Source organism: Spiroplasma endosymbiont of Nomada ruficornis (assembly GCF_964030795.1).
GTDB classification, from domain to species: domain Bacteria; phylum Bacillota_I; class Bacilli_A; order Mycoplasmatales; family VBWQ01; genus Spiroplasma_E; species Spiroplasma_E ixodetis_A.
On record NZ_OZ034962.1, the window covers coordinates 1,168,381 to 1,190,378 of the forward strand.

Annotated in this window: 34 protein-coding genes; 26 read left to right on the forward strand and 8 right to left on the reverse strand. The window is 22.7% G+C overall.

What is annotated here, in order from left to right:
- Positions 1-12 precede the first annotated feature (12 nt).
- From AAHM79_RS07070 to AAHM79_RS07085, 4 genes are read right to left on the reverse strand one after another with little or no spacing between them, the layout of a single operon-like run.
- Positions 13-783 (reverse strand): hypothetical protein, encoded by a 771-nt coding sequence (locus AAHM79_RS07070; protein WP_342257487.1) that lies wholly within the window; start codon positions 781-783, stop codon positions 13-15.
- Positions 752-1,027, reverse strand: coding sequence for a hypothetical protein (locus AAHM79_RS07075; RefSeq protein ID WP_338957557.1), 276 nt, complete (start codon positions 1,025-1,027; stop codon positions 752-754). The genes AAHM79_RS07070 and AAHM79_RS07075 overlap by 32 nt, the downstream gene beginning before the upstream one ends.
- Positions 1,020-1,163, reverse strand: coding sequence for a hypothetical protein (locus tag AAHM79_RS07080; protein ID WP_338957559.1), 144 nt, complete (start codon positions 1,161-1,163; stop codon positions 1,020-1,022). The genes AAHM79_RS07075 and AAHM79_RS07080 overlap by 8 nt, the downstream gene beginning before the upstream one ends.
- The gene (locus AAHM79_RS07085; RefSeq protein WP_342257488.1) at positions 1,163-1,486 is read right to left on the reverse strand and encodes a hypothetical protein; all 324 of its coding nucleotides are present in this window, start codon (positions 1,484-1,486) and stop codon (positions 1,163-1,165) included. Before AAHM79_RS07085 ends, AAHM79_RS07080 begins: the two co-directional genes overlap by 1 nt.
- 561 nt (positions 1,487-2,047) lie before the next feature.
- Here AAHM79_RS07085 and AAHM79_RS07090 point away from each other — a divergent pair.
- From AAHM79_RS07090 to AAHM79_RS07200, 23 genes are all read left to right on the forward strand, one after another.
- Entirely contained in the window at positions 2,048-2,179 is a 132-nt protein-coding gene (locus AAHM79_RS07090; protein WP_338958910.1) for a hypothetical protein, read from the forward strand.
- A gap of 12 nt (positions 2,180-2,191) precedes the next feature.
- Positions 2,192-2,452, forward strand: coding sequence for a hypothetical protein (locus tag AAHM79_RS07095; RefSeq protein WP_342257423.1), 261 nt, complete (start codon positions 2,192-2,194; stop codon positions 2,450-2,452).
- A 63-nt stretch (positions 2,453-2,515) separates the two neighbouring features.
- Positions 2,516-2,710, forward strand: a complete 195-nt coding sequence (locus tag AAHM79_RS07100; protein ID WP_342257314.1) for a hypothetical protein — start codon at positions 2,516-2,518, stop codon at positions 2,708-2,710.
- Positions 2,711-2,844: 134 nt separating this feature from the next.
- Entirely contained in the window at positions 2,845-3,009 is a 165-nt protein-coding gene (locus AAHM79_RS07105) for a hypothetical protein (RefSeq protein WP_338957566.1), read from the forward strand.
- A gap of 2 nt (positions 3,010-3,011) precedes the next feature.
- Entirely contained in the window at positions 3,012-3,425 is a 414-nt protein-coding gene (locus tag AAHM79_RS07110) for a hypothetical protein (protein ID WP_342257422.1), read from the forward strand.
- Positions 3,426-3,437: 12 nt separating this feature from the next.
- Positions 3,438-3,758 carry a hypothetical protein gene (locus AAHM79_RS07115; RefSeq protein WP_342257315.1) on the forward strand — a complete coding sequence of 107 codons (321 nt, stop codon included), beginning with the start codon at positions 3,438-3,440 and terminating at the stop codon, positions 3,756-3,758.
- On the forward strand, positions 3,734-3,895 hold the full coding sequence (locus AAHM79_RS07120; RefSeq protein ID WP_338957563.1) for a hypothetical protein: 162 nt from the start codon (positions 3,734-3,736) through the stop codon (positions 3,893-3,895). The genes AAHM79_RS07115 and AAHM79_RS07120 overlap by 25 nt, the downstream gene beginning before the upstream one ends.
- Before the next feature lie 17 nt (positions 3,896-3,912).
- Positions 3,913-4,119, forward strand: coding sequence for a hypothetical protein (locus AAHM79_RS07125; RefSeq protein ID WP_342257316.1), 207 nt, complete (start codon positions 3,913-3,915; stop codon positions 4,117-4,119).
- A 61-nt stretch (positions 4,120-4,180) separates the two neighbouring features.
- A complete protein-coding gene (locus tag AAHM79_RS07130) occupies positions 4,181-4,405 on the forward strand; it encodes a hypothetical protein (RefSeq protein ID WP_342257317.1) in 225 nt (74 codons plus the stop codon).
- Positions 4,344-4,838 carry a hypothetical protein gene (locus AAHM79_RS07135; protein WP_342257318.1) on the forward strand — a complete coding sequence of 165 codons (495 nt, stop codon included), beginning with the start codon at positions 4,344-4,346 and terminating at the stop codon, positions 4,836-4,838. The genes AAHM79_RS07130 and AAHM79_RS07135 overlap by 62 nt, the downstream gene beginning before the upstream one ends.
- Before the next feature lie 70 nt (positions 4,839-4,908).
- Entirely contained in the window at positions 4,909-5,052 is a 144-nt protein-coding gene (locus AAHM79_RS07140) for a hypothetical protein (protein ID WP_338957559.1), read from the forward strand.
- The gene (locus tag AAHM79_RS07145) at positions 5,045-5,320 is read left to right on the forward strand and encodes a hypothetical protein (protein WP_338957557.1); all 276 of its coding nucleotides are present in this window, start codon (positions 5,045-5,047) and stop codon (positions 5,318-5,320) included. Before AAHM79_RS07140 ends, AAHM79_RS07145 begins: the two co-directional genes overlap by 8 nt.
- Positions 5,289-5,561 carry a hypothetical protein gene (locus tag AAHM79_RS07150; protein WP_342257221.1) on the forward strand — a complete coding sequence of 91 codons (273 nt, stop codon included), beginning with the start codon at positions 5,289-5,291 and terminating at the stop codon, positions 5,559-5,561. The genes AAHM79_RS07145 and AAHM79_RS07150 overlap by 32 nt, the downstream gene beginning before the upstream one ends.
- A gap of 115 nt (positions 5,562-5,676) precedes the next feature.
- On the forward strand, positions 5,677-6,060 hold the full coding sequence (locus AAHM79_RS07155) for a hypothetical protein (protein WP_342257220.1): 384 nt from the start codon (positions 5,677-5,679) through the stop codon (positions 6,058-6,060).
- Positions 6,061-6,075: 15 nt separating this feature from the next.
- The gene (locus tag AAHM79_RS07160) at positions 6,076-6,234 is read left to right on the forward strand and encodes a hypothetical protein (protein ID WP_338957552.1); all 159 of its coding nucleotides are present in this window, start codon (positions 6,076-6,078) and stop codon (positions 6,232-6,234) included.
- A 34-nt stretch (positions 6,235-6,268) separates the two neighbouring features.
- Entirely contained in the window at positions 6,269-6,460 is a 192-nt protein-coding gene (locus tag AAHM79_RS07165) for a hypothetical protein (RefSeq protein ID WP_338957816.1), read from the forward strand.
- Positions 6,461-6,476: 16 nt separating this feature from the next.
- Entirely contained in the window at positions 6,477-6,854 is a 378-nt protein-coding gene (locus AAHM79_RS07170; protein WP_342257219.1) for a hypothetical protein, read from the forward strand.
- Between the two features lie 18 nt (positions 6,855-6,872).
- Positions 6,873-8,057, forward strand: a complete 1,185-nt coding sequence (locus tag AAHM79_RS07175) for a hypothetical protein (protein ID WP_342257421.1) — start codon at positions 6,873-6,875, stop codon at positions 8,055-8,057.
- A gap of 11 nt (positions 8,058-8,068) precedes the next feature.
- The gene (locus AAHM79_RS07180; protein ID WP_342257489.1) at positions 8,069-9,766 is read left to right on the forward strand and encodes a hypothetical protein; all 1,698 of its coding nucleotides are present in this window, start codon (positions 8,069-8,071) and stop codon (positions 9,764-9,766) included.
- Positions 9,767-9,769: 3 nt separating this feature from the next.
- The gene (locus tag AAHM79_RS07185; protein WP_342257420.1) at positions 9,770-11,662 is read left to right on the forward strand and encodes a hypothetical protein; all 1,893 of its coding nucleotides are present in this window, start codon (positions 9,770-9,772) and stop codon (positions 11,660-11,662) included.
- Between the two features lie 4 nt (positions 11,663-11,666).
- Positions 11,667-11,789: a hypothetical protein gene (locus AAHM79_RS07190; protein ID WP_338957828.1), complete on the forward strand. Its 123-nt coding sequence runs from the start codon at positions 11,667-11,669 to the stop codon at positions 11,787-11,789.
- Positions 11,790-11,802: 13 nt separating this feature from the next.
- Positions 11,803-13,041: a hypothetical protein gene (locus tag AAHM79_RS07195; RefSeq protein ID WP_342257419.1), complete on the forward strand. Its 1,239-nt coding sequence runs from the start codon at positions 11,803-11,805 to the stop codon at positions 13,039-13,041.
- Complete coding sequence (locus AAHM79_RS07200; RefSeq protein ID WP_342257490.1) at positions 12,992-14,110, forward strand: hypothetical protein; 1,119 nt, start codon at positions 12,992-12,994, stop codon at positions 14,108-14,110. Before AAHM79_RS07195 ends, AAHM79_RS07200 begins: the two co-directional genes overlap by 50 nt.
- 175 nt (positions 14,111-14,285) lie before the next feature.
- Here the strand turns inward: AAHM79_RS07200 and AAHM79_RS07205 are convergent, their stop codons facing one another.
- Together AAHM79_RS07205 and AAHM79_RS07210 are read right to left on the reverse strand one after the other, a co-directional pair.
- Positions 14,286-15,236 carry an IS30 family transposase gene (locus AAHM79_RS07205; protein WP_342257491.1) on the reverse strand — a complete coding sequence of 317 codons (951 nt, stop codon included), beginning with the start codon at positions 15,234-15,236 and terminating at the stop codon, positions 14,286-14,288.
- 120 nt (positions 15,237-15,356) lie between these two features.
- A complete protein-coding gene (locus AAHM79_RS07210) occupies positions 15,357-16,517 on the reverse strand; it encodes an Mbov_0401 family ICE element transposase-like protein (protein ID WP_338957526.1) in 1,161 nt (386 codons plus the stop codon).
- Between the two features lie 73 nt (positions 16,518-16,590).
- On the opposite strand from AAHM79_RS07210, the gene AAHM79_RS07215 reads away from it, so the two are divergent.
- The 3 genes from AAHM79_RS07215 to AAHM79_RS07225 all read left to right on the forward strand — a co-directional run bounded on the left by AAHM79_RS07215 (position 16,591) and on the right by AAHM79_RS07225 (position 18,725).
- Positions 16,591-17,622 (forward strand): hypothetical protein, encoded by a 1,032-nt coding sequence (locus AAHM79_RS07215; protein WP_342257492.1) that lies wholly within the window; start codon positions 16,591-16,593, stop codon positions 17,620-17,622.
- Positions 17,623-17,672: 50 nt separating this feature from the next.
- Positions 17,673-18,296 (forward strand): hypothetical protein, encoded by a 624-nt coding sequence (locus AAHM79_RS07220; protein WP_342257493.1) that lies wholly within the window; start codon positions 17,673-17,675, stop codon positions 18,294-18,296.
- Positions 18,297-18,446: 150 nt separating this feature from the next.
- Complete coding sequence (locus tag AAHM79_RS07225) at positions 18,447-18,725, forward strand: hypothetical protein (RefSeq protein ID WP_342257494.1); 279 nt, start codon at positions 18,447-18,449, stop codon at positions 18,723-18,725.
- Here AAHM79_RS07225 and AAHM79_RS07230 read toward each other — a convergent pair.
- Complete coding sequence (locus tag AAHM79_RS07230; RefSeq protein WP_342257211.1) at positions 18,722-20,746, reverse strand: hypothetical protein; 2,025 nt, start codon at positions 20,744-20,746, stop codon at positions 18,722-18,724. The genes AAHM79_RS07225 and AAHM79_RS07230 overlap by 4 nt on opposite strands.
- A complete protein-coding gene (locus tag AAHM79_RS07235) occupies positions 20,697-21,935 on the reverse strand; it encodes a hypothetical protein (RefSeq protein WP_342257495.1) in 1,239 nt (412 codons plus the stop codon). Before AAHM79_RS07235 ends, AAHM79_RS07230 begins: the two co-directional genes overlap by 50 nt.
- Positions 21,936-21,998 lie beyond the last annotated feature (63 nt).

Below are 21,998 nucleotides of genomic sequence, written 5' to 3' on the forward strand. Positions count from 1 at the left end.
TTATCATCTCCTTTATAAACTATCATATGTAGTTGGTCTTTCATATAAAACATCACTACTTCCACTATTATTACTAATAGCATCACTATTAATTAATCTTCTTGTTTCATTTGTAAATGATGTTTCTTGCATTTCTTGATTATAATTTGTAGTTTCCATAGGTAATAAATTATGTATAATTTCACTTGCACCAGCAACTATTGTTGGTACTGCATAAGCATTATTAAAATCATTATTTATACCCATAGCTACACCACTTGAAATTAGACATCAACTAGTTGCCATATTACATATTTTTCTTATTACTTCAAATCTATTAGGTATTAGTTCACTTAACCCACCAATTAGATTTGATATACCATAAGTACTTAAACTAATATATGTATCTCAATCCATTTGTTGTTTATTATCATTAGTTAATAATAATGGTCATGGTGGTGTTTCTGTGGTAGTAGTTGTTAATCAAGGTGGTGGTTCAGGATTAGGATTGATTTTTGTAAATTTTGCATAATTAATTAAACCAATAGTTCCTAAACCTAATAATATTTTTTTACTTGAATTTAATATTTTCTTTTTAGTACTTGGCATTTGATTTAAGTTTCATATATCAATTCCTAACTTTTTACTAAATAATAAAGCATTAATACTTCCTAATACTGGATTACCAATAATTTGACCATAATAAGCACTTGTACCAATCATTGCTGATAATGGACTTATTCCAATTCTTATTATTTTTAATAAAGTATAGTTATTTGATTGTACATTCGTGTCATTTGGCATTTTCATTTACTCCTTCATTTTTTGGTTTAATAAACACTTCAACTCAACCTGTATAGTGAACGTTATCACCAACTAAAATAGCAGTATTTGCATGTGGTTGAGAAACAACTAAATATTCAGCAATAACATTAGGATATTTTCATAAAATAATTGCTTTTATATCATTACTATCTGTTAAATCTTTGGGATTTGGTGAAAATATTTCTATTTTATCTTGACCAAATAAATCTGTTAATTTAGTCATTATCAAATTCACCTTTTTCTATTTTTTCAATTAATAAATTTAAAATATTTTTGTCCAAATCAGAGTTTGTATAATTAATTTTTTTAGTTCATTTAATTATATCTTTCATATATTTAAGTAATTTTTCTTTATTCATTATTTATTCTCCTTATTTAAATAATATCAACCAATTAATAAACTATCTGCTTCATCATGATTTGATATTTTTATATTTCAATTATTTTCTTTAATAATTTCTTCAGCAACATATATACTTAGTTCTTTATCTCAAGGTCTTAATCAAAAAATAGGTGGGTCATAACGTTCATATCATTTCTTTCATTCACTTGGACTTATTAACATATCTTTTGTTAATAATTTATTAAATTGTCCTGCAATAAAACCACGTAAATGTTCTTGAGTGTCATAACCAATACCATTTTTTGAATTAAAAGTACCACGTTCAATAATTAAATCCAATTCATTATCTTAACGGGAGCGTACCGAAGATGTCGATAAATAAAAATTTTTAAAAATAACTCCTTTCTTTTTTAAACTATTAAATTAAAAAATAAATGACAAAAGACGAGAATAAAATTCTTGTCTTTTTTTGTAATTGTAAAATTTTAAAATTTTTAATAACCGTCTTTAGCACTATTATCAACACGTGTTGGGAACTAAAAAAGTGAACTACAACATAGTTGTTAAAAATAGTAGCTAGCATGTGGACTTGCATGGATAAATAAAAAGTGGAGTGATACCTAATAAAATATACTAACCAGAAATGGTAATTCTTGGGGTGGGAGCGAATTGGAAACTAGTATATATAGACCCGGAGTGGGGACCAACTATTATTCTTTATTTAACCAACCTTGCCACTACCAAGTGAGCAAGTGTTGGTTTTATTTTTTATTTTTTTTTGAAAAATTTTTGGGCGAGAAAATAAATTTCAAACTTGTAAAAAAAATTGAGCGGGACCGGTTCAATTAAAATATTAATTTGCTAAACGCAAATTAAATAAATATTGAATCGAATGCCTCAATGTTTTTTAAAATTTCACAATTTATTTTTGAGCCCAGAATTGCTGGAATGAATAAAACAAATAGTAGTATTATTAATAATCTAAGAATAAAAATATATGTTCTTTATGCTAGAAGCAACAGAACATATTAGGAAAGGATTATTATGCAAATAGAATTTAAAAAAGAACAAATTGTTAAAGATAAACCACAATCTATTCTTATTGATTATGTTGAATATAAATTATCTCTTCCAAAATGAATGATTAAAAATAATTCTTTTATTGTTGATAACAGTTGCACATATTGAGTTTTTAATTTAGAAAATATTAAAAAAGAATTAAGTGGTAATGAATTAATAAAGTTATTAGAACCATATATTAAAGACCAAAAAATAACTGTTAATAAACCAACTGCTCCAAAATAATATTATCTTAATGATATAAAACTTGAACAATTAACATTTTATGAACAGCATAATAGTTGATTTATGGGTGAAATAACAGATAACAAAACTAAAATTACTAATCCTTGTTTTAAATATAACATTACGTGAGAAGAAAACAGAAAAGGTTTTAAAATAAATAATCCATATAAACATGATGATTTACCAATTAATTATATAGTTACTTCTTATAAGGAAATTTCAACTCATAATGAAAAAGTATTTTTGTTGAACATGTAAACAAAATAAATTAGATTATTTATTCTTTAATACTAATGATATAAAAACAAGAAAATATTTTTTAAGAGATAAAAATAGTAAAGCAATTTGTTATGACTGTATTTTAAATATTAGGTTAAGTAGGAGGTATAAATATGAATAAAGAAAAAATACTTGAATATCTTAAAGATGAATGAGAATGAAATAAAGAAATGAGAGACGATGAAAAAGTAACTAAACTTTGAAAAAGTTGTTTTAATGGAAGATTAAATCTTATATCTCAATTAAATCAAAAAATTAAAAATGGTGAATTTGATTAATAATGCAATATGACTTAATTATTGGGATTGACCCCGCTGGTATTGGTAATAATGGAATTGTTATATATTCAAATGAAACAAATAGGATTATTTATACAGAAACATTCAACACAACACATGTTTTTGAAAGTAAAAATCGTTATAAAAGAATATTATCAATAATCAAAGAACAATTTTTTGAAAACAAAATATTAGTTATTGTAGAAAATTTCTTTTTAAGTTCAAAACAATTATTAACTAATCCATTAGCAACTCCTAAAATTATTGGTTCATTAATGGTATTAGTACAAGATGTTTTCAACTGAGATTATCTAGAAAACCAACCAAAAAATAAAAATAAAATAACAAATTATAAAGGAAATATAAAATTAACAAAACATGAACAAGATGCATATAAACACATTAATACTATTTAAGGAATTATAAAAATGAAAGATAAAGCCAATTATGTCAAATTAACAGTAAAACTAAGTAACACTATTGAAGCAAAATATTACGAAAAAGGTAATAAAGAATTATATTATAGTGTTCGTGGTCAATGAAATGGTTTAAACTATGTTACTTTAATTTTTAATAATCCAAAATTTTATAACCGATGTATTTTATTAAACAAAAACGATGAAATTATTGTCACTGGTCAAATTTTTAATACTTTAAACATTCCTAAAATCGTGTATTTTGTTCAATTAATGTTAAATGATTTAAAAAATGAAAAGAGTAAAAAATGATATGATGAGAAATTTTATTAATAGCACCAATATTAATAACAAGTATAACACTAATAATATTTTTAATATTTATTATTAAAGAATTAAAAAATGAATATAAAGTATTAAAAATATTAAGTGAAATTGCTAATCAAATTGAAAATAAGGAGAATAAATAATGAAATGTTTTCTTTGCATGCATGGAGAAATATATTCTCCAAAAACCTTGTATAAAATAAAAAAATTGAAAAAAATAATTTACCAAGATAGAGATATTGATAGTGAAGATTTTAAGAAAAGATATGAATATCTTTTAAAAAAATTAGGTGATGGTGATAATCAAATTATTTGAATAAATTTCTTAATAAAGCAAGAAAGAAATAATAGAAAGGAGAATAAATAATGAATAAAGAAGTATGTTGTGAAGATTGTTGTGTATGTGATAAAAAACATGATTTATTTACTTGCGAAAAAAACTGCTGAGAAATGTATGTGAACATTGTTATCAAGGTGATAAAGAACATAGAAATAAAGTTGATGAAATTAATAAATCAAGACATAAAAATTGTATTAATAAAGAAAGATTTATGCAATATCTTAAAAACACATATCGCTTAAACGGATATTATGAAGAAGTTTATAAACCAATTAAAACCAGAATTAAAGACCGGTGATTTGATAATGACTAATTATTTACTTTCAATTGACCCAAGTATTAAAAATACTGGATTTACTTTATGAAAAAAAGTTTATTTACATGATAAATATGATTTTTGAAATTGAAAACCAATATTTGTTAAAAGTTATAATTTAAAAGAATATGATGGACAAAGAAAATTTTATTGAGATATAAAAGTTAATGATAATGAATTGGATTTAATTATTGAACGTGGTACTTTTAATTCAAAAAATGGTATTGGTTATGAAACTCAAGAACATTTACGTGGTTTTATTGCAGGACAATTTAATAAATTATTAACAAAAGATATGTTAATAAGTCCAAGTGAATGAAAGAAATGATATGAACGTTATGACCCACCTATTTTTTGATTAAGACCTTGAGATAAAGAACTAAGTATATATGTTGCTGAAGAAATTATTAAAGAAATAATTGAAATATAAAAATATCAAATCATGATGAAGCAGATAGTTTATTAATTGGTTGATATTATTTAAATAAGGAGAATAAATAATGAATAAAGAAAAATTACTTAAATATATGAAAGATATAATTAAATGAACTAAAAAAATTAATTATACAAACTCTGATTTGGACAAAAATATTTTAAATTTATTAATTGAAAAAATAGAAAAAGGTGAATTTGATAATGACTAAATTAACAGATTTATTTGGTCAAGATAAAATAGAAATATTTTCACCAAATCCCAAAGATTTAACAGATAGTAATGATATAAAAGCAATTATTTTATGAAAATATCCTAATGTTATTGCTGAATATTTAGTTGTTTCTCAACCACATGCAAATACTGCTATTTTAGTTGGTGATAACGTTCACTATACAGGTTGAGTTGAAGTGTTTATTAAACCAAAAAATGAAGGAGTAAATGAAAATGCCAAATGACACGAATGTACAATCAAATAACTATACTTTATTAAAAATAATAAGAATTGGAATAAGTCCATTATCAGCAATGATTGGTACAAGTGCTTATTATGGTCAAATTATTGGTAATCCAGTATTAGGAAGTATTAATGCTTTATTATTTAGTAAAAAGTTAGGAATTGATATATGAAACTTAAATCAAATGCCAAGTACTAAAAAGAAAATATTAAATTCAAGTAAAAAAAATATTATTAGGTTTAGGAACTATTGGTTTAATTAATTATGCAAAATTTACAAAAATCAATCCTAATCCTGAACCACCACCTTGATTAACAACTACTACCACAGAAACACCACCATGACCATTATTATTAACTAATGATAATAAACAACAAATGGATTGAGATACATATATTAGTTTAAGTACTTATGGTATATCAAATCTAATTGGTGGGTTAAGTGAACTAATACCTAATAGATTTGAAGTAATAAGAAAAATATGTAATATGGCAACTAGTGGATGTCTAATTTCAAGTGGTGTAGCTATGGGTATAAATAATGATTTTAATAATGCTTATGCAGTACCAACAATAGTTGCTGGTGCAAGTGAAATTATACATAATTTATTACCTATGGAAACTACAAATTATAATCAAGAAATGCAAGAAACATCATTTACAAATGAAACAAGAAGATTAATTAATAGTGATGCTATTAGTAATAATAGTGGAAGTAGTGATGTTTTATATGAAAGACCAACTACATATGATAGTTTATAAAGGAGATGATAACTAATGAATAAAGAAAAATTGATTGAATATTATAACAATGAAATTCAGACATATAAAGAAAGAATGGAACAATTAAATAAAGAAATATCTTTATTGGTAACTATTATAAGTAATTCAAAATCAATGATTGAAAGAATTAATAATGGTCAATTTGACGAATAATTAAAAATAAATAATTGAAAGGAAATAATTGAAAATGAAAGAATTTTTACATGAATTAATTATTATTGGAACAAGTGTAGGAACATTAATTTGTAGAGAATTAATTGTTTGATTTAAAAGATTTATTACAACTCCAAAACATATTAGAAGAAATAATAAAGTGATGAAACATCAAAAAAAATTAGCAAAACTTAATGAAAAAATTAATGGAAAAGAAAATAAATAATAAAGGTGTGATTTAAATGTTAGAAAATGAAACTAATGTTGAACAAAATACTGAACCTTTAATTGAAAATAATAATTTACAACAAGAGCAAGAAATTAAGATTGTTGAATTAGAAAATAAGTTAAATAAACTTAATCAAGAAATTAAAGAAAAAGAAATAATTAATATATTTAAAAAATATCAAGTTAAAAAAGAATTTTATGAATTTTTAAAATTTAAAACAAGTAATATAGAAAATTCAAAAATTGAAGAAACTATTAAAAAAATGATTAAAGAACAACCACTATTTAAAGAACCAATTAATACAGGTGGTAAACAAGAAACAATATTAACAAATCAAGAAACTTCAATAAAAAGTAGTTTATTAGATTATAAAAAGAAAAATAATTTATAAAAGAAAGGAAAATTTAAAATGCCAAATCCAGTGCCATTTAAACAAAATTGAGATAATACTACAAAATTAGTAGAAACACCTGAATTTATAGAATTTTATAAACAATCAAATAGTCCATGAGCAAGTTTTTTTCCAATTGAAATGGTTAATTCTACAAAAATTGAATTTATAGTTAAAAAACCAAAAGACCCAACATTCAAAATACTTCATTGAAATGATAAAAGTAAAGGATTAGAAGTTGGTTATGTTGATACTGATAAAATTATTAAAGAAATTACAAAAGAAGCTAGTACAGGAGAAATGATTGGTGAAGTTGATTTATTTGCAGATAATGGGCAAAATTTACTAGAAAGTATGCAATATGAAGTTGCTAATGATTTAGCAGATTATTTAGCAAATAATGATACAAATACAATTGCTAAATCTGCCAAAAAAGTAATCATTACTGATACAACACCAGTAGGATATTTAAAATCAATGTTATCAGCATGAAATACTTTATTTCAATTAAGAAATAGTAATAATTGTAAATTTTTTATAACAAATAGTCTTTATGATACTTTAGTTTATTTAGCAGATAATAAAGGTTTAATTACTGATAATCAACTAGCACAACAATTAAGATTAAATGGAACAAATTTATATATTAAAGGTGTATTATGTCAAATTGTTATGGATGATTATATGACATTTAAAAATACTGAAAATAAAAATCAAATTATGAATTTTGTTTTAGCAACACCAAAAGCAATGAAAAGATATATGTTACAACAAACTAGTATATATGTTGAAGATATTAAAGATGGTAAAGTTCCAAAAAGATATTTAGTTGGTGGACAAGTAACAGGAGAATCTATTCCTTATATGTCAAACTCAGAAACAGAATCAAGATGAATGTTATGTGGTATTGTTAATAAAAAATATTTAAGTGAAGAAATTACAACATTAACAACTAATATTACTGCTGATACTACTAAAAAGAATAAATTATTAGATACAACAATTAAAAATACAACTGAACTAAATAATTTAAATCCAAATTTAACAACTCCAATTATTAATTATTTTAGTGATGCCCAAGGTCAAGTGGATGTAAGTAATCAAAACCAAAAAGCAGGAGATTTATATGTAGTAATCACTACTAATGACACTGATAAAAATTATCAAGGTTCAACAAATCCTATAAAAATAACTCTTAAATAAGGATAATTATTATGCCAATTGGTACAACTAGTACAGCAATACTTTTAAACATAAATAAACCAAAACATACTAGAACAAGTCAACAACAAGAACATAAAAGTTGATGATGAGAAATTTTAGAAATGATTGGTGTACAAGTAATAGCAGTAGCACTTGCTCCTTTTACTGGTGGATTAAGTGAAAGTTTAGCACTTGGTTTAGGTGCAAGTGATTTACTTGCTAGTATTAGTGCTGTTGGTGTAGAGTTTTTAACTGATTTTACTATTAATCAAGTTTATGATTATTTAAAAGGAAATGTTACACCATTAAATACTTTTTTTAATATATTACCTGCATTTGCTGGACTTAATAGAATTAGTCGTGGTTATCGTACAACTAAATTTATTAGTTTAGCAGAAAAAACTAAAACATTAGAACAAATTGGCATTAAAAAAGCAAAAAATTTACAAGAAATCATTAGTCAAGTAAGTGGAAAAGAAATTTTAACAGATAAAATTATTGGAAATAAACGTTATTTATTTAATTATAACCATGCTCCAAATCGCGAAACAATAATACAAAATTTAGGTTTTGTTGCTGAAAGACAATATAAAAATAATTTTGCAAAATTAGAAGTACAAGAATTAAAAAATTATTTATTATTACAAAATGAATTAATAAAGTTAAGTCCACAGTTAACTCCTAAATTTAAAATTAAAGATATTGATAAAGCAAACAATTTTTTACAAAAATATAATACTGATTTAAAAGAAGTATTAAAAATGAACCAACATGACTGATTAAATTTAGTTCATACAATACATGCAGAAAATAGATATGGAAAATCTTTAATTTTAGATTTACAAAAAATTCGTGCTAATGCAATTAAATTTAATTTTAAAAATAGTTCAATTCATAAATTAGTATTAAAAGCAAATCAAACTTTTAAATATTTTGATATTAAATTTTATTTTAAAAAAGGTTTAAATAAATTTTGAAAAGATACTTCATATTTTGAAAAAATAAGAATAAATATTTATAAATTACAAGAGAAATTCGAAAAATTAGAAAAACAAGCATTTGAAAAAATTAATAAATTAAAAGAAAAAACAATTGATGTATTTACAAGTGCTGAAAAGAAAGCAATTAAACATGCACAATTAATTCCATTAAATTCACCAGTATTTATGGCTTGTAAAATTCAACCTTTATCATTAGATAAATGTGGAATTACTATTTATCATCGTAATCCTAAATATAAACCAATTGTAGTTATTGATAGTATTATCAAAGCAGAAACTTTTGTTATTCAAATACATCCATTTCATTGATATAGATGATATATCGGTTGATATATTGGATATGGAGTTAGTCAAAATAAATGATTAAAAAGTATTGCTTTTGCTCTACCAGTTGTACAACAAATGATTAAAGATAGTTTTAAAATTTATAGGCAAATATTAAGGACAATTAGAACTTATCATAAAGTAGTTAATGTTATTAATAATCCTATTGATAATGTCAATAAATCATTTAAAAGGGTGGGTTTAAAATTATCAGTTAATACTGTATTTGGTACTGGATTGTTAAGACATTTAGAAAAATTTGCATATAATCAAGTTGTAAAAAAAGGAAATAAAAAATTACAAAAAGAAATTATACATATATCACATAGAAAAACTAAATCCAAAACCAAACGTTATAAAAAAGCATTTTTTAAGGAATGATAAAATATGATTAATAAACTTTGAACTGGTGTCAGTTTAGAAAATTATAATAACTGATATCCATTAACTGGAACAATTACAGAAACACCACGACAATATATAAATACATGACCAAATGTTGATGATTGATTTAAAACATTTGCTATTCGTGCTCAAAATGATATTAATGCTTATCTTGATTTTATTTTATCTAAATTTCCTTTTGATAGTTTTAAAGATGAATTAATTAAAGAAACTTTAAGAGATATGGTTTATGTTATGGTTGAACATTGAGTATTTAATCGTACACCAATTGAATTTAATGTTGATGCTACTATTCAATTTAATAATGGTAATCAATTTATTGCAAGTAGTACTCCTACGATTAATATTTGAGATTTAGCACCTAGTAGAATGAAAATATGAGCAAGATTAACAGAATTAAAACAAATATTTTCAAATTATAATAATGATGAAATAGATGTTGAAAAAATTGACTTAAAAGCATTTTATACTAGAAACCAAGTTAATGAATTAATTCAAGAACAAAAAGAATTTACATTATCAAAGCAAATAAAATTATATGATGATACCATTAATGGTAATAAAAATGAAACATATAGGGGACCAGTTACAAATTTAATAAATAAAGGTTATGTTGCAACAGAATATGACTCAAAAACTGAAACTATGATTTTAGATTGACCTAATGAAATTGGAACATTACCACCTGATGTTTTACAAAACAATCCACAAATTGGTGATTATACACATGCACCAACTTGTGATTTTTCTGCTAAACAACAAAAACGAATTACTACAAATGAAAATGAAATTACCAAATTAAATAGTGAATTAATTAAAACAAACGAAAATATTAATGATGTTAAAAATAATTGATTTAATATTGAAACTAGTCCCTTATGAAAAAAAGTTGAAAATAATAATATAGAAATATTTAAATGATATTTTATTAAAATCAGTTATCAATATTCAACAGAAAATAACTTTATGAAATTTTATAAAGTAATTAAAATTTATTTAAATAATGTTTTTAACGAATTTGAATTGTTAAATGTTGATTCCATGACTTATGGAGAACAAATACAAAATAAAAATATTTTAAATATTGGAACTATTTACTATAACAATAAAAAGAAACAATTTAGTGGTGGTGGTAATTCTTATCCTGAACTTGGAAAAATTAATTTAATTGGTGATATAGAAGAAATATATCAATATCAAGGAATAGATACACCAACTGAATTTATAGCAGAAGAAAATACTGAACATGATTATTATACAAAACTAGAAACAAATCAATTATTAGATAAAAAACAAGATAAGTTAATTGCTGGTGAAAATATTAAAATTGATGAAAATAATAAAATTAGTGCTACTTGCGGGAAAACTGATTTAACTGATTATTATAAAAAAGAAGAAGTAGATAAAAAATTAGACAATAAAATGGATAAAGACCAATTCAAATATGCTTTTTCTATAAATACTATTGGTACTGAAATTCCTAATTTAGAAACTACTGATAAAACTGTTGCTGGTGCTATTAATGAAATTATCAAAAAACAACCACAACCAATTCCAATTCCTCCAAGTAGTTCAATTTGAAAAGAAGTAGGAATAAGAGAAAAAAATAAATGAGATAATTGACAAATTACTTATGATTTTATAGTTAATAAAAGATATAAAGTTTATTATTCTTGAAATATATATAATAATGTTTTTGCAATTAAAGAATTTATTATAACTAATACAAAAATAGCAGGTGTACCAATAGAAGTTTTTAACAATAATACTAATGTCTTAGTTTTATCAGTACAACACTCAAAATTTATTACTATTTATTCTTTAAAAGGTAGCGATAAAGGTAATACATGAAAAGTAGAAGAATTACAGGAATAAAATTATGATTTGAAAAATTATAAAAATTATTTTAAGTTTAATTGGAGTTTTATTATCTTCTGCTGTTGCTGGTTTAATTATATTTATTATAGTAAAAATTGTCTTAAAAATTAATCAAATATTTTAGAAAGGAGAAAAAAATGAAACCTTTTTGACCAAGAAAAGATAAAACAAATATTAATAATAATGAAGAAAAATCTAAATTAATTTTTTTAGAAAATAAAAGTACACACACTTCTATTTTAAGTTATTTTGGTTTTAATGATTTTAATCATGAGACTTATTTTACTGATTTTGTTGCTGAAAATAATGCTAATTTATATAATGCTCCATTGGATATTAATAATGAAACTATTAAACAATATTTAATTAAACAAGAATTTTATAGAAAGAATTGAAATTCTATTTTTAAATTAAGCAAATTAGGAATTAGTGGTTATTTAATTTATATTGCTAATGATGATTTATATTTTCAAGTAGTAGATATACAGCAAAGAATTTATGATATTACTGGTAAATTAATTCAATGTACTATTTTTTATGATAGTTATCAACAAAATGCACAAACAGTAAGATTATTTGAAGTTTATAAATTAAATAATGAACAAGTAACTATTAATCGTGCAATTTATAGTATTAGTGATAATAAAAAACAATTTCCTTTACCTTTTAAAGAATATAGTAATAATCCTAATTTAGAACAAGAACAAACATTAAATATTAATTATATTCCAATAGCAATTATGAGAAATAAAGCAAATGAGTTAGCAGATTGTAATAAAGTAATGGATAAAATTAAAGCATTAGATGTTATTGATGAACAAATTGTTTTAGATACTATTTTAAATTCACCAAAGTTTATTTTTGACCAAACTTATGGTAATGCTAAATCTACAATGGATGAAGCCGTAAGAACATTAGTTACTAACAACTATATTTGAAAAACTACTGGTGATAATAATGAAAAAAGTGAAAATATTAATATGACAAGTAGTAATTTTAAAGGTAAAAATTTAACTGATATATATGATTGAAATATTAATGAAATATTTAAACGTTGTGGTATTCATATACCAAGTCAAAAGAAATCAGCACAACAATCGGTTCCCGAAAGTACAGCGGTAAATATTTCAACTATTAATTATATTGAACAAAAATTATGACAATTTAATATTGATATTCTTAAATTTATTCAAATATTAGTACGTTTAGATAAAGATTTATTAAATAGTAAAACATTTAATATTAATGATGAACAAGAAATTAATAACTTAACAGTTAAATTAAAATTATTTAATCCAGAAAATAACCAATTAATAGGAGAAAACAATGGAAAACAACAACAAACCACAAACGAAGTTTCCACAGAAACAAACTAAACTTAATCAAGCAGAAATAGAAAATGATTATTTAATTGATAATATTCCTTATGATTTTACTAATATGATGAGTGCTACTAGTGACCCTGATATTAATAGAGCATACGATGAATTTAAAAAAAGAAAAATTTATATTTATGAAATTGAACGTTTATTTAAAAATAATGAAAATAATAGTTTAAGATTTTCAGCAAATACTATTAAAATAGGTTTTATTGATATTGATAAAGTATTAAAAACTACTGCTGTTGAAACATCTGATTTTACTATGCAATTAAATCAAAGAGCAAGTACTAATATTAATGACAATACAATTGAATATAGTATGACTGATATTAAAAATTTAATATTTCAAGAAATAAATTTATTAAATCAATTTAAGTTATATGCAGTTAGTATAAATGAACCATTAACTGAAAATAATATTGATAATTTATATATTATTAATAATTATTCAGAACCTTATCAAAATCCAAAAACTAGAAGTACTAAAAGTATTACTATTATTAAAATTAAAGACTTTAAAACAAGAGATGGTTATCCAATTATTATTAAATTACAAAAACCACTAGATAAAGACACCAAAGTTATTGGTTTAAAAATTAAAGCACCTAGAAGCATGATTTTTGGCAATATAAAGGTACTTGGTGAAGTCGACAATATGGAGGTATACCCAAAGTTATTTGTCAAAGATAAGATAGCATTTCCGCTATTATCAATGCCTATTGAAACTCAACCAAAAGTTAGAATATTACAACAATGATTTAGTGAACAAATATTACCTTGAAATTTAGCAAAACAATTTATAGGACAAGAAAAATCAGTTTTAGATTTAATTGCTATTGGTGGTGGTAGAGAAACAAGAAAAGAAATTATTAATAATGCAAGAGTAACTAATGATAAAATTGGTTATGATGTTTCTAAAAATTCAAAAGTATGACCATTATCTGATGAACTAGAATTAAAAGATAAAAAATTAGAGTCATGATTTTTAGTAAGTGACTATAATTTATTTATTGGGAGCATACCGATGTTGTCAATAATATTCAAATTTGTCTTTAAATTATAAGTTTAGACGAGAATAATTTAGACTTCAATATGCAATTGTAAGTTAATCTTAACACTTCAAAAATATTAGTCAACAATAATACTTACTTTTATAACTCAAAAATTCTTATTAAAGTTTTCTTTAATAAGTTTTATTTTATTTTTATTTATTTGCTAAATTGTAAAGGTAAGTGCAACTAAATTATTTTTCTATCCAAATATTCGATTGGTGAAAGATAATTTAGTATTTTTCTCGGTCTTTGATTTAAAGACAATATAAATTTATGAACTTCATTTTTATTAGTTTTTGAAAAAATAAATTTTTTAGGAAATTTTTCTCTAATTAAACCATTAGTATTTTCATTAGTACCTCTTTGTCAAGGTGAATATGGATTGGCAAAATAAATTTTTACATCTAAATTTTTTTCAAGTTGTTGTCAATTTGAAAATTCTTTGCCACGATCAAAAGTAATAGTTTTAACAATGTTTTTAGGAAGAATTGATAAATAATAACTGACATTTTTATTAATAACTTTAGTAGTTCTGTTTTTAACTAATATTGCTAAAGTAAATCGTGATACTCTTTCAACTAAAGTTATTAAACATGATTTGCTTTTACCTCGTGATGATACTATAGTATCTCCTTCTCAATGACCAAGTTTTATACGATCATTAACATTTATATCTCGTTCTTTAATTGATTTACCATTAAACTTGCCACGATTTTCTTTAGATTTTCGTTTTTTACCTTTTCTTCTTAAATTTTTACTAGTAACTTTATCAAGCATTCCAAAATAAATTCAAGTATAAATTGTTTTAAAACTAATAACTCACTCTTTATGAAAATTTTTAATTCTGCCATAAATTTGTTCAGATGATCAACCTAATAGTAATTTTTGTTGTACATATTTTACTAAATTCTTATTTTTAAACTTATGAAAACTAATATGTGATTGTTTTCGATTTTCAGCTTTATTTTGTGCAATTAATGAAAAATCATGATTATTATCTTTATTTCTATTAATTTCTCGAATAATAGTACTAATACTTCGATTAAGATTTTTAGCTATTTCACTAATTTTAAATTTAAATTTCAATTGATTCTCAATATAAATCCTTTCATCTATGCCAAGATGTTTATAACTCATATAAAAACTCCTTACTTTTTTCTAAACTAAATTTAGCATTATGAAATTTTTATATGAGAATTTTTTGCAATTTTATTTACTTGCACTTACAAGTATAATTCAGCAAATTTAAGTTTTAATTTATAATAACTGGATAATTGTATTTATTTGATAACATTTAAAATTAACCATTTTTGTATACATATCAATGTTATAAGTTCTATCACCAATCATATGCTTTAAAATTTGTTTAATATTAGTTTCAGTAAAGCAACCAATATTTTCAACTAATGCTTGGTTTAATACACCATCTTTTGCATTAATAAAATAACCAACTTTTAATTTTTTATATTGTAAAGTTAATGATTGTAAAAAATCAATTAATTCATAATATTGACCTTTGGCAAATAAATTTATTGCATTTTGATAGTGTAATTTAGCAATTTGATTTTTTCTTCTTCCTGCCATTATACCAAGAAATAAAACATGAAAAGCATGAAATTTATCTAAAATAAATTTAGCATTTAAAATTGTAGCAGTTTTTCTAATTCATTTTGCACTATCTCCACAAACTATTAAATTTGCTTGGTCAAAGTTTTCAAAAAATAAATTACCATATTTTTCTATTAATTTTGCGGTTTTTTCAGCACCAATTTCTGTTTTTGAAACTCTTATTTTACATACAGCTCTTTTATTAATTAATTTTCCATTTTTCTTTTTACCAGTACACATTACTATTAATCTCATCGAACATTTTTTACAATTTTTAGTATTGTGTTTTTCATTAAACTTAAATTTTCGATGACCATCATCAATATTTACATATAAATTTTGATTTGGTTGTAATGGTATTTTGGGAATATTTGCTTTTGGTAATTCAAATTTTTGATATGTTCTACAAACTGTACTATTACTTATTAAATCTTCAATAAAAGTATCACAAACATCACGATACTTTTTACCATCAGCAAAATATTTTAAAATTTGTTTAATAACGTTAGGTGCAAGTTTACTATATTTTTTAACACCAAGATAATTATCTAATAATGATACGTACTCCATTTTTTGTGTTTTTGTGTTATAATGTGTACAAATACGTCGCTTATAAGTTAATAAACCTTTTTTTGCTTTTAATTTTCGTTGTCTAAATCTATATGATTTATATTCAGATTTATCACATATACTTCATAAATAATCATCTATTTTTGCAAATAATTCTTCTGTTTGTTTTAAACTTAATTCATCTTGATTAAAATCATGTTTGTCTCAATCAAAATGATTTGCGAATGGTAATATAAACATTTTTAATGTTCCTTTCTAATTTTTGTTTGTTAATAATTTAAGTTTAATTTTTTTTAAAAAATAAGGAGTAAATATGGCTTTTATTAGTAGTTATGGACAATTAAATAAAAAATATAATCTTAATTTTAGTGATAATAATTATGGTTTTAGTTGAGATATTTTTAAAGAATTTGTTGGTGATGAATGAGCAGAATATTTTACTACTAATTGTTTTTATCGTTTTGTTCCAACAGCACGTGGAACAAGAAAAACTTGAAACTGTTTAGCATTTGATTTATTTATATGTTGTAATTTTAGAGATAGTAGTGTTCAAGAAGTAAGAAGATATGAAAATACTCATAGTGAAACTACAATTGGTGCTTTAATGAATGTTTGTCAAGTTTTATTAGATACATATAATATTAATTTATTACCTAATAATCCACATGGCATTAAATGAAAAATTACTAAGGATGGGGGATGTATTATCTTTCCAAGTAATCAACAAATTGACTTTATTGGTTATGCTAATGGTAATAAGATTTTTGGAAAAGAAGCAGGTGGGTCAAGTTTTTTAGGTTCAAGAACAGATGAAATTATTATGGCAGAAGAAAAAGAAACATTAACTGAAAAACAATTAACATATCGATATGAACGTTTACAAAACTCTATGTTTAGAAGTAATCGTATTAAAGTATCAAATAAACCTATTAAAGAGTGAAGTTGAACATTTATTGATAAAAATATATATAGTTCTACCTTTGGACAAAAGATTACTCGTTATTTTTATAAAAGTTTTTTCATTACTTTTACATGTAATCCTTATGATAAATATCATCCATTTTATTTAAAATACTGTACACCATTTTTACCATTAAATGATGAAGTCATGAAAAATCTTAAAAAAGTTGGTAAAGTTTATTATGAAAATAAAGATATGTTTAGTGGTTTAGGTTTATTTGTTTTAAGATTTACTATTCAACCATTTTGAAATAAATTACCTGACATTCAACAAAGAACATTATTAGAAATGGAAAAAAGTAATCCAGATGAATATAATACTGTTTATTATGGTTTTGAATTTTTAGATAGCGATGCAACAATTTTCCATTTCAAAAAACAGTAAAATATTGACAATCATATGATTTAAAACAATTTTATAATCAAGAAAAAGAAATGTATAAATTTGATTTTTATAGTGTTGGTATTGATTGAGCTACGGGACCAAAAGACCATACTGTATTTATGGTAGTTGGTTTTAAAGAATATAATAATACTGGTTATTATGATGCTTATATTATTTGTGAATTAGTAGTTACTCCAAATGATTTTATAAATGAAAATGAAAAAATTAATGCTTATGTTAATGAAATTTTAGGATTAATGGATAATTTTGAAAATTTTGAACAAGCAATTTATTTTTATGATGATAAAGCAAGAACAGCAATGGATTGATTAAATCAAAAATTAATTGATGAACACAATACTATTTTAATAACACAAACCGCTATTAAACATGCTTCAAATTTAAATCAAGAAGCCGGATTAACTAATAGAGTAGTTTGAATGAGAAATATTATGAGTTATGGAAACTTTTATGCAAATAAAGATGATTTACCAAAAACAACTCAATGTTTAGAAGAATTACGTTATGACCAAACCAAAACTAACATTCCTGACAAAAATATGTATCAAGACCCTTATGATGCATTATTTTATGCATTATATCCATATAAAAATGTAATTAGGGGTAAAAATAATGCTACTGTAAAAAAAAGTATCTTCACATTTGCAATATAATAAATAAGCGCAATACAATTAATATTATAGGTATCAAAAAATAAACACCTTTAATTTAGGCGTTATTTTGCTTTTAAAAGCATACTTGTAAAAATAATCAAAAATAGTACAATTTAAAAGTAAAATCAAGGAAAAAAGGAGATATTTATTATGAAAACATGAATAAAAACAAATTTTCAAAAAATATCATTATCATTTGCTGTAATAACTGGTGTTACCGGTTTAATCTTAGGAATAGTTTCATATAATAAAAATAATCAATTAACATATTTTTATGATTACGACCATGAAGCACACTGGGGGGCAACTATTTGAGCAAGACAAGTAAGTAATAAACATAAAATTACTCTTTACTGAGCATCAAATAAATTAACTGATGATGCAGTAAAATGAGATGGTATTTATCCAGATGGATATTTTGATAATTAAATTTCTAAATTTATATAAGAAATATTTTCATTATATTTATCAAATAAATTAATATTATTTAAATTTATTTCTTGTTTATTTGTTACTAAAATTAAATCATAATTACCAGCACCAAATAGTCCGCTAACTTCAATTCGATTTAAGTTATTAATTGGATTTTCAATTTGTAATTCAAATTCACTATTATTGTCAATTTGTAAAACTTCTTTATAAAATTCTAATTTAGAAAATAATTGTGATTTATTTGAACCATATAAATTTAAAGCATTTTCGGTTTTATTTTTATTAATAATTAATCTTGTAAAATATTTTCCATATTCACCATTACCTAATGTTCAATCTGCCGGAATTAATGATGGTATATTATTGCTTTCTAATTCATTAGTTATGGATAGTCAGTTAAATTGATTATCATCTAATTTCAATAATTCATTTTGACTAATGTCATTGTTTTTTAGTTTAATGTTATTGATATCTGTAAAATCAAAATATGCAGATTTTAATACTACTTTTATATCTTTAAATTCTCAAATCTTATCAGGTGTAGAATGTATAGGATTTGATTTTAATTCAAAATAATAAGGTAATAATAATTTATAGTCATCATTTAAACCGTTATTAATAGACATGGTTGAATAAATATTTTTTGATAGCATTATAACTATTTGTTTTAATATTTTAACTTTTGGTAAATTTGTATAGTTAGGATAATCTAATTCTCATTGTTTAAATAAATTAGTAATAACTTCATTTGGTTTTTGTCCTTCAAACTTAGCACGAATTTTATCTAAATCATTCATTTCTTTTAAAACATTACTTAATGATGCACCATCAAAGTTTCTATTATAAGTATATGTATAAGTTAACATATCTAATAATACTTTTTGTAAACTATCAATTGGTGGTCTATCTTTTATTTCTAGTTCAACATCATGAAATTTATTTGTTGTAGAAATAAATAAATTATAGTCACTTACTAAAAATCATGACTCTAATTTTTTATCTTTTAATTCTAGTTCATCAGATAATGGTCATACTTTTGAATTTTTAGAAACATCATAACCAATTTTATCATTAGTTACTCTTGCATTATTAATAATTTCTTTTCTTGTTTCTCTACCACCGCCAATAGCAATTAAATCTAAAACTGATTTTTCTTGTCCTATAAATTGTTTTGCTAAATTTCAAGGTAATATTTGTTCACTAAATCATTGTTGTAATATTCTAACTTTTGGTTGAGTTTCAATAGGCATTGATAATAGCGGAAATGCTATCTTATCTTTGACAAATAACTTTGGGTATACCTCCATATTGTCGACTTCACCAAGTACCTTTATATTGCCAAAAATCATGCTTCTAGGTGCTTTAATTTTTAAACCAATAACTTTGGTGTCTTTATCTAGTGGTTTTTGTAATTTAATAATAATTGGATAACCATCTCTTGTTTTAAAGTCTTTAATTTTAATAATAGTAATACTTTTAGTACTTCTAGTTTTTGGATTTTGATAAGGTTCTGAATAATTATTAATAATATATAAATTATCAATATTATTTTCAGTTAATGGTTCATTTATACTAACTGCATATAACTTAAATTGATTTAATAAATTTATTTCTTGAAATATTAAATTTTTAATATCAGTCATACTATATTCAATTGTATTGTCATTAATATTAGTACTTGCTCTTTGATTTAATTGCATAGTAAAATCAGATGTTTCAACAGCAGTAGTTTTTAATACTTTATCAATATCAATAAAACCTATTTTAATAGTATTTGCTGAAAATCTTAAACTATTATTTTCATTATTTTTAAATAAACGTTCAATTTCATAAATATAAATTTTTCTTTTTTTAAATTCATCGTATGCTCTATTAATATCAGGGTCACTAGTAGCACTCATCATATTAGTAAAATCATAAGGAATATTATCAATTAAATAATCATTTTCTATTTCTGCTTGATTAAGTTTAGTTTGTTTCTGTGGAAACTTCGTTTGTGGTTTGTTGTTGTTTTCCATTGTTTTCTCCTATTAATTGGTTATTTTCTGGATTAAATAATTTTAATTTAACTGTTAAGTTATGAATTTCTTGTTCATCATTAATATTAAATGTTTTACTATTTAATAAATCTTTATCTAAACGTACTAATATTTGAATAAATTTAAGAATATCAATATTAAATTGTCATAATTTTTGTTCAATATAATTAATAGTTGAAATATTTACCGCTGTACTTTCGGGAACCGATTGTTGTGCTGATTTCTTTTGACTTGGTATATGAATACCACAACGTTTAAATATTTCATTAATATTTCAATCATATATATCAGTTAAATTTTTACCTTTAAAATTACTACTTGTCATATTAATATTTTCACTTTTTTCATTATTATCACCAGTAGTTTTTCAAATATAGTTGTTAGTAACTAATGTTCTTACGGCTTCATCCATTGTAGATTTAGCATTACCATAAGTTTGGTCAAAAATAAACTTTGGTGAATTTAAAATAGTATCTAAAACAATTTGTTCATCAATAACATCTAATGCTTTAATTTTATCCATTACTTTATTACAATCTGCTAACTCATTTGCTTTATTTCTCATAATTGCTATTGGAATATAATTAATATTTAATGTTTGTTCTTGTTCTAAATTAGGATTATTACTATATTCTTTAAAAGGTAAAGGAAATTGTTTTTTATTATCACTAATACTATAAATTGCACGATTAATAGTTACTTGTTCATTATTTAATTTATAAACTTCAAATAATCTTACTGTTTGTGCATTTTGTTGATAACTATCATAAAAAATAGTACATTGAATTAATTTACCAGTAATATCATAAATTCTTTGCTGTATATCTACTACTTGAAAATATAAATCATCATTAGCAATATAAATTAAATAACCACTAATTCCTAATTTGCTTAATTTAAAAATAGAATTTCAATTCTTTCTATAAAATTCTTGTTTAATTAAATATTGTTTAATAGTTTCATTATTAATATCCAATGGAGCATTATATAAATTAGCATTATTTTCAGCAACAAAATCAGTAAAATAAGTCTCATGATTAAAATCATTAAAACCAAAATAACTTAAAATAGAAGTGTGTGTACTTTTATTTTCTAAAAAAATTAATTTAGATTTTTCTTCATTATTATTAATATTTGTTTTATCTTTTCTTGGTCAAAAAGGTTTCATTTTTTTCTCCTTTCTAAAATATTTGATTAATTTTTAAGACAATTTTTACTATAATAAATGCTA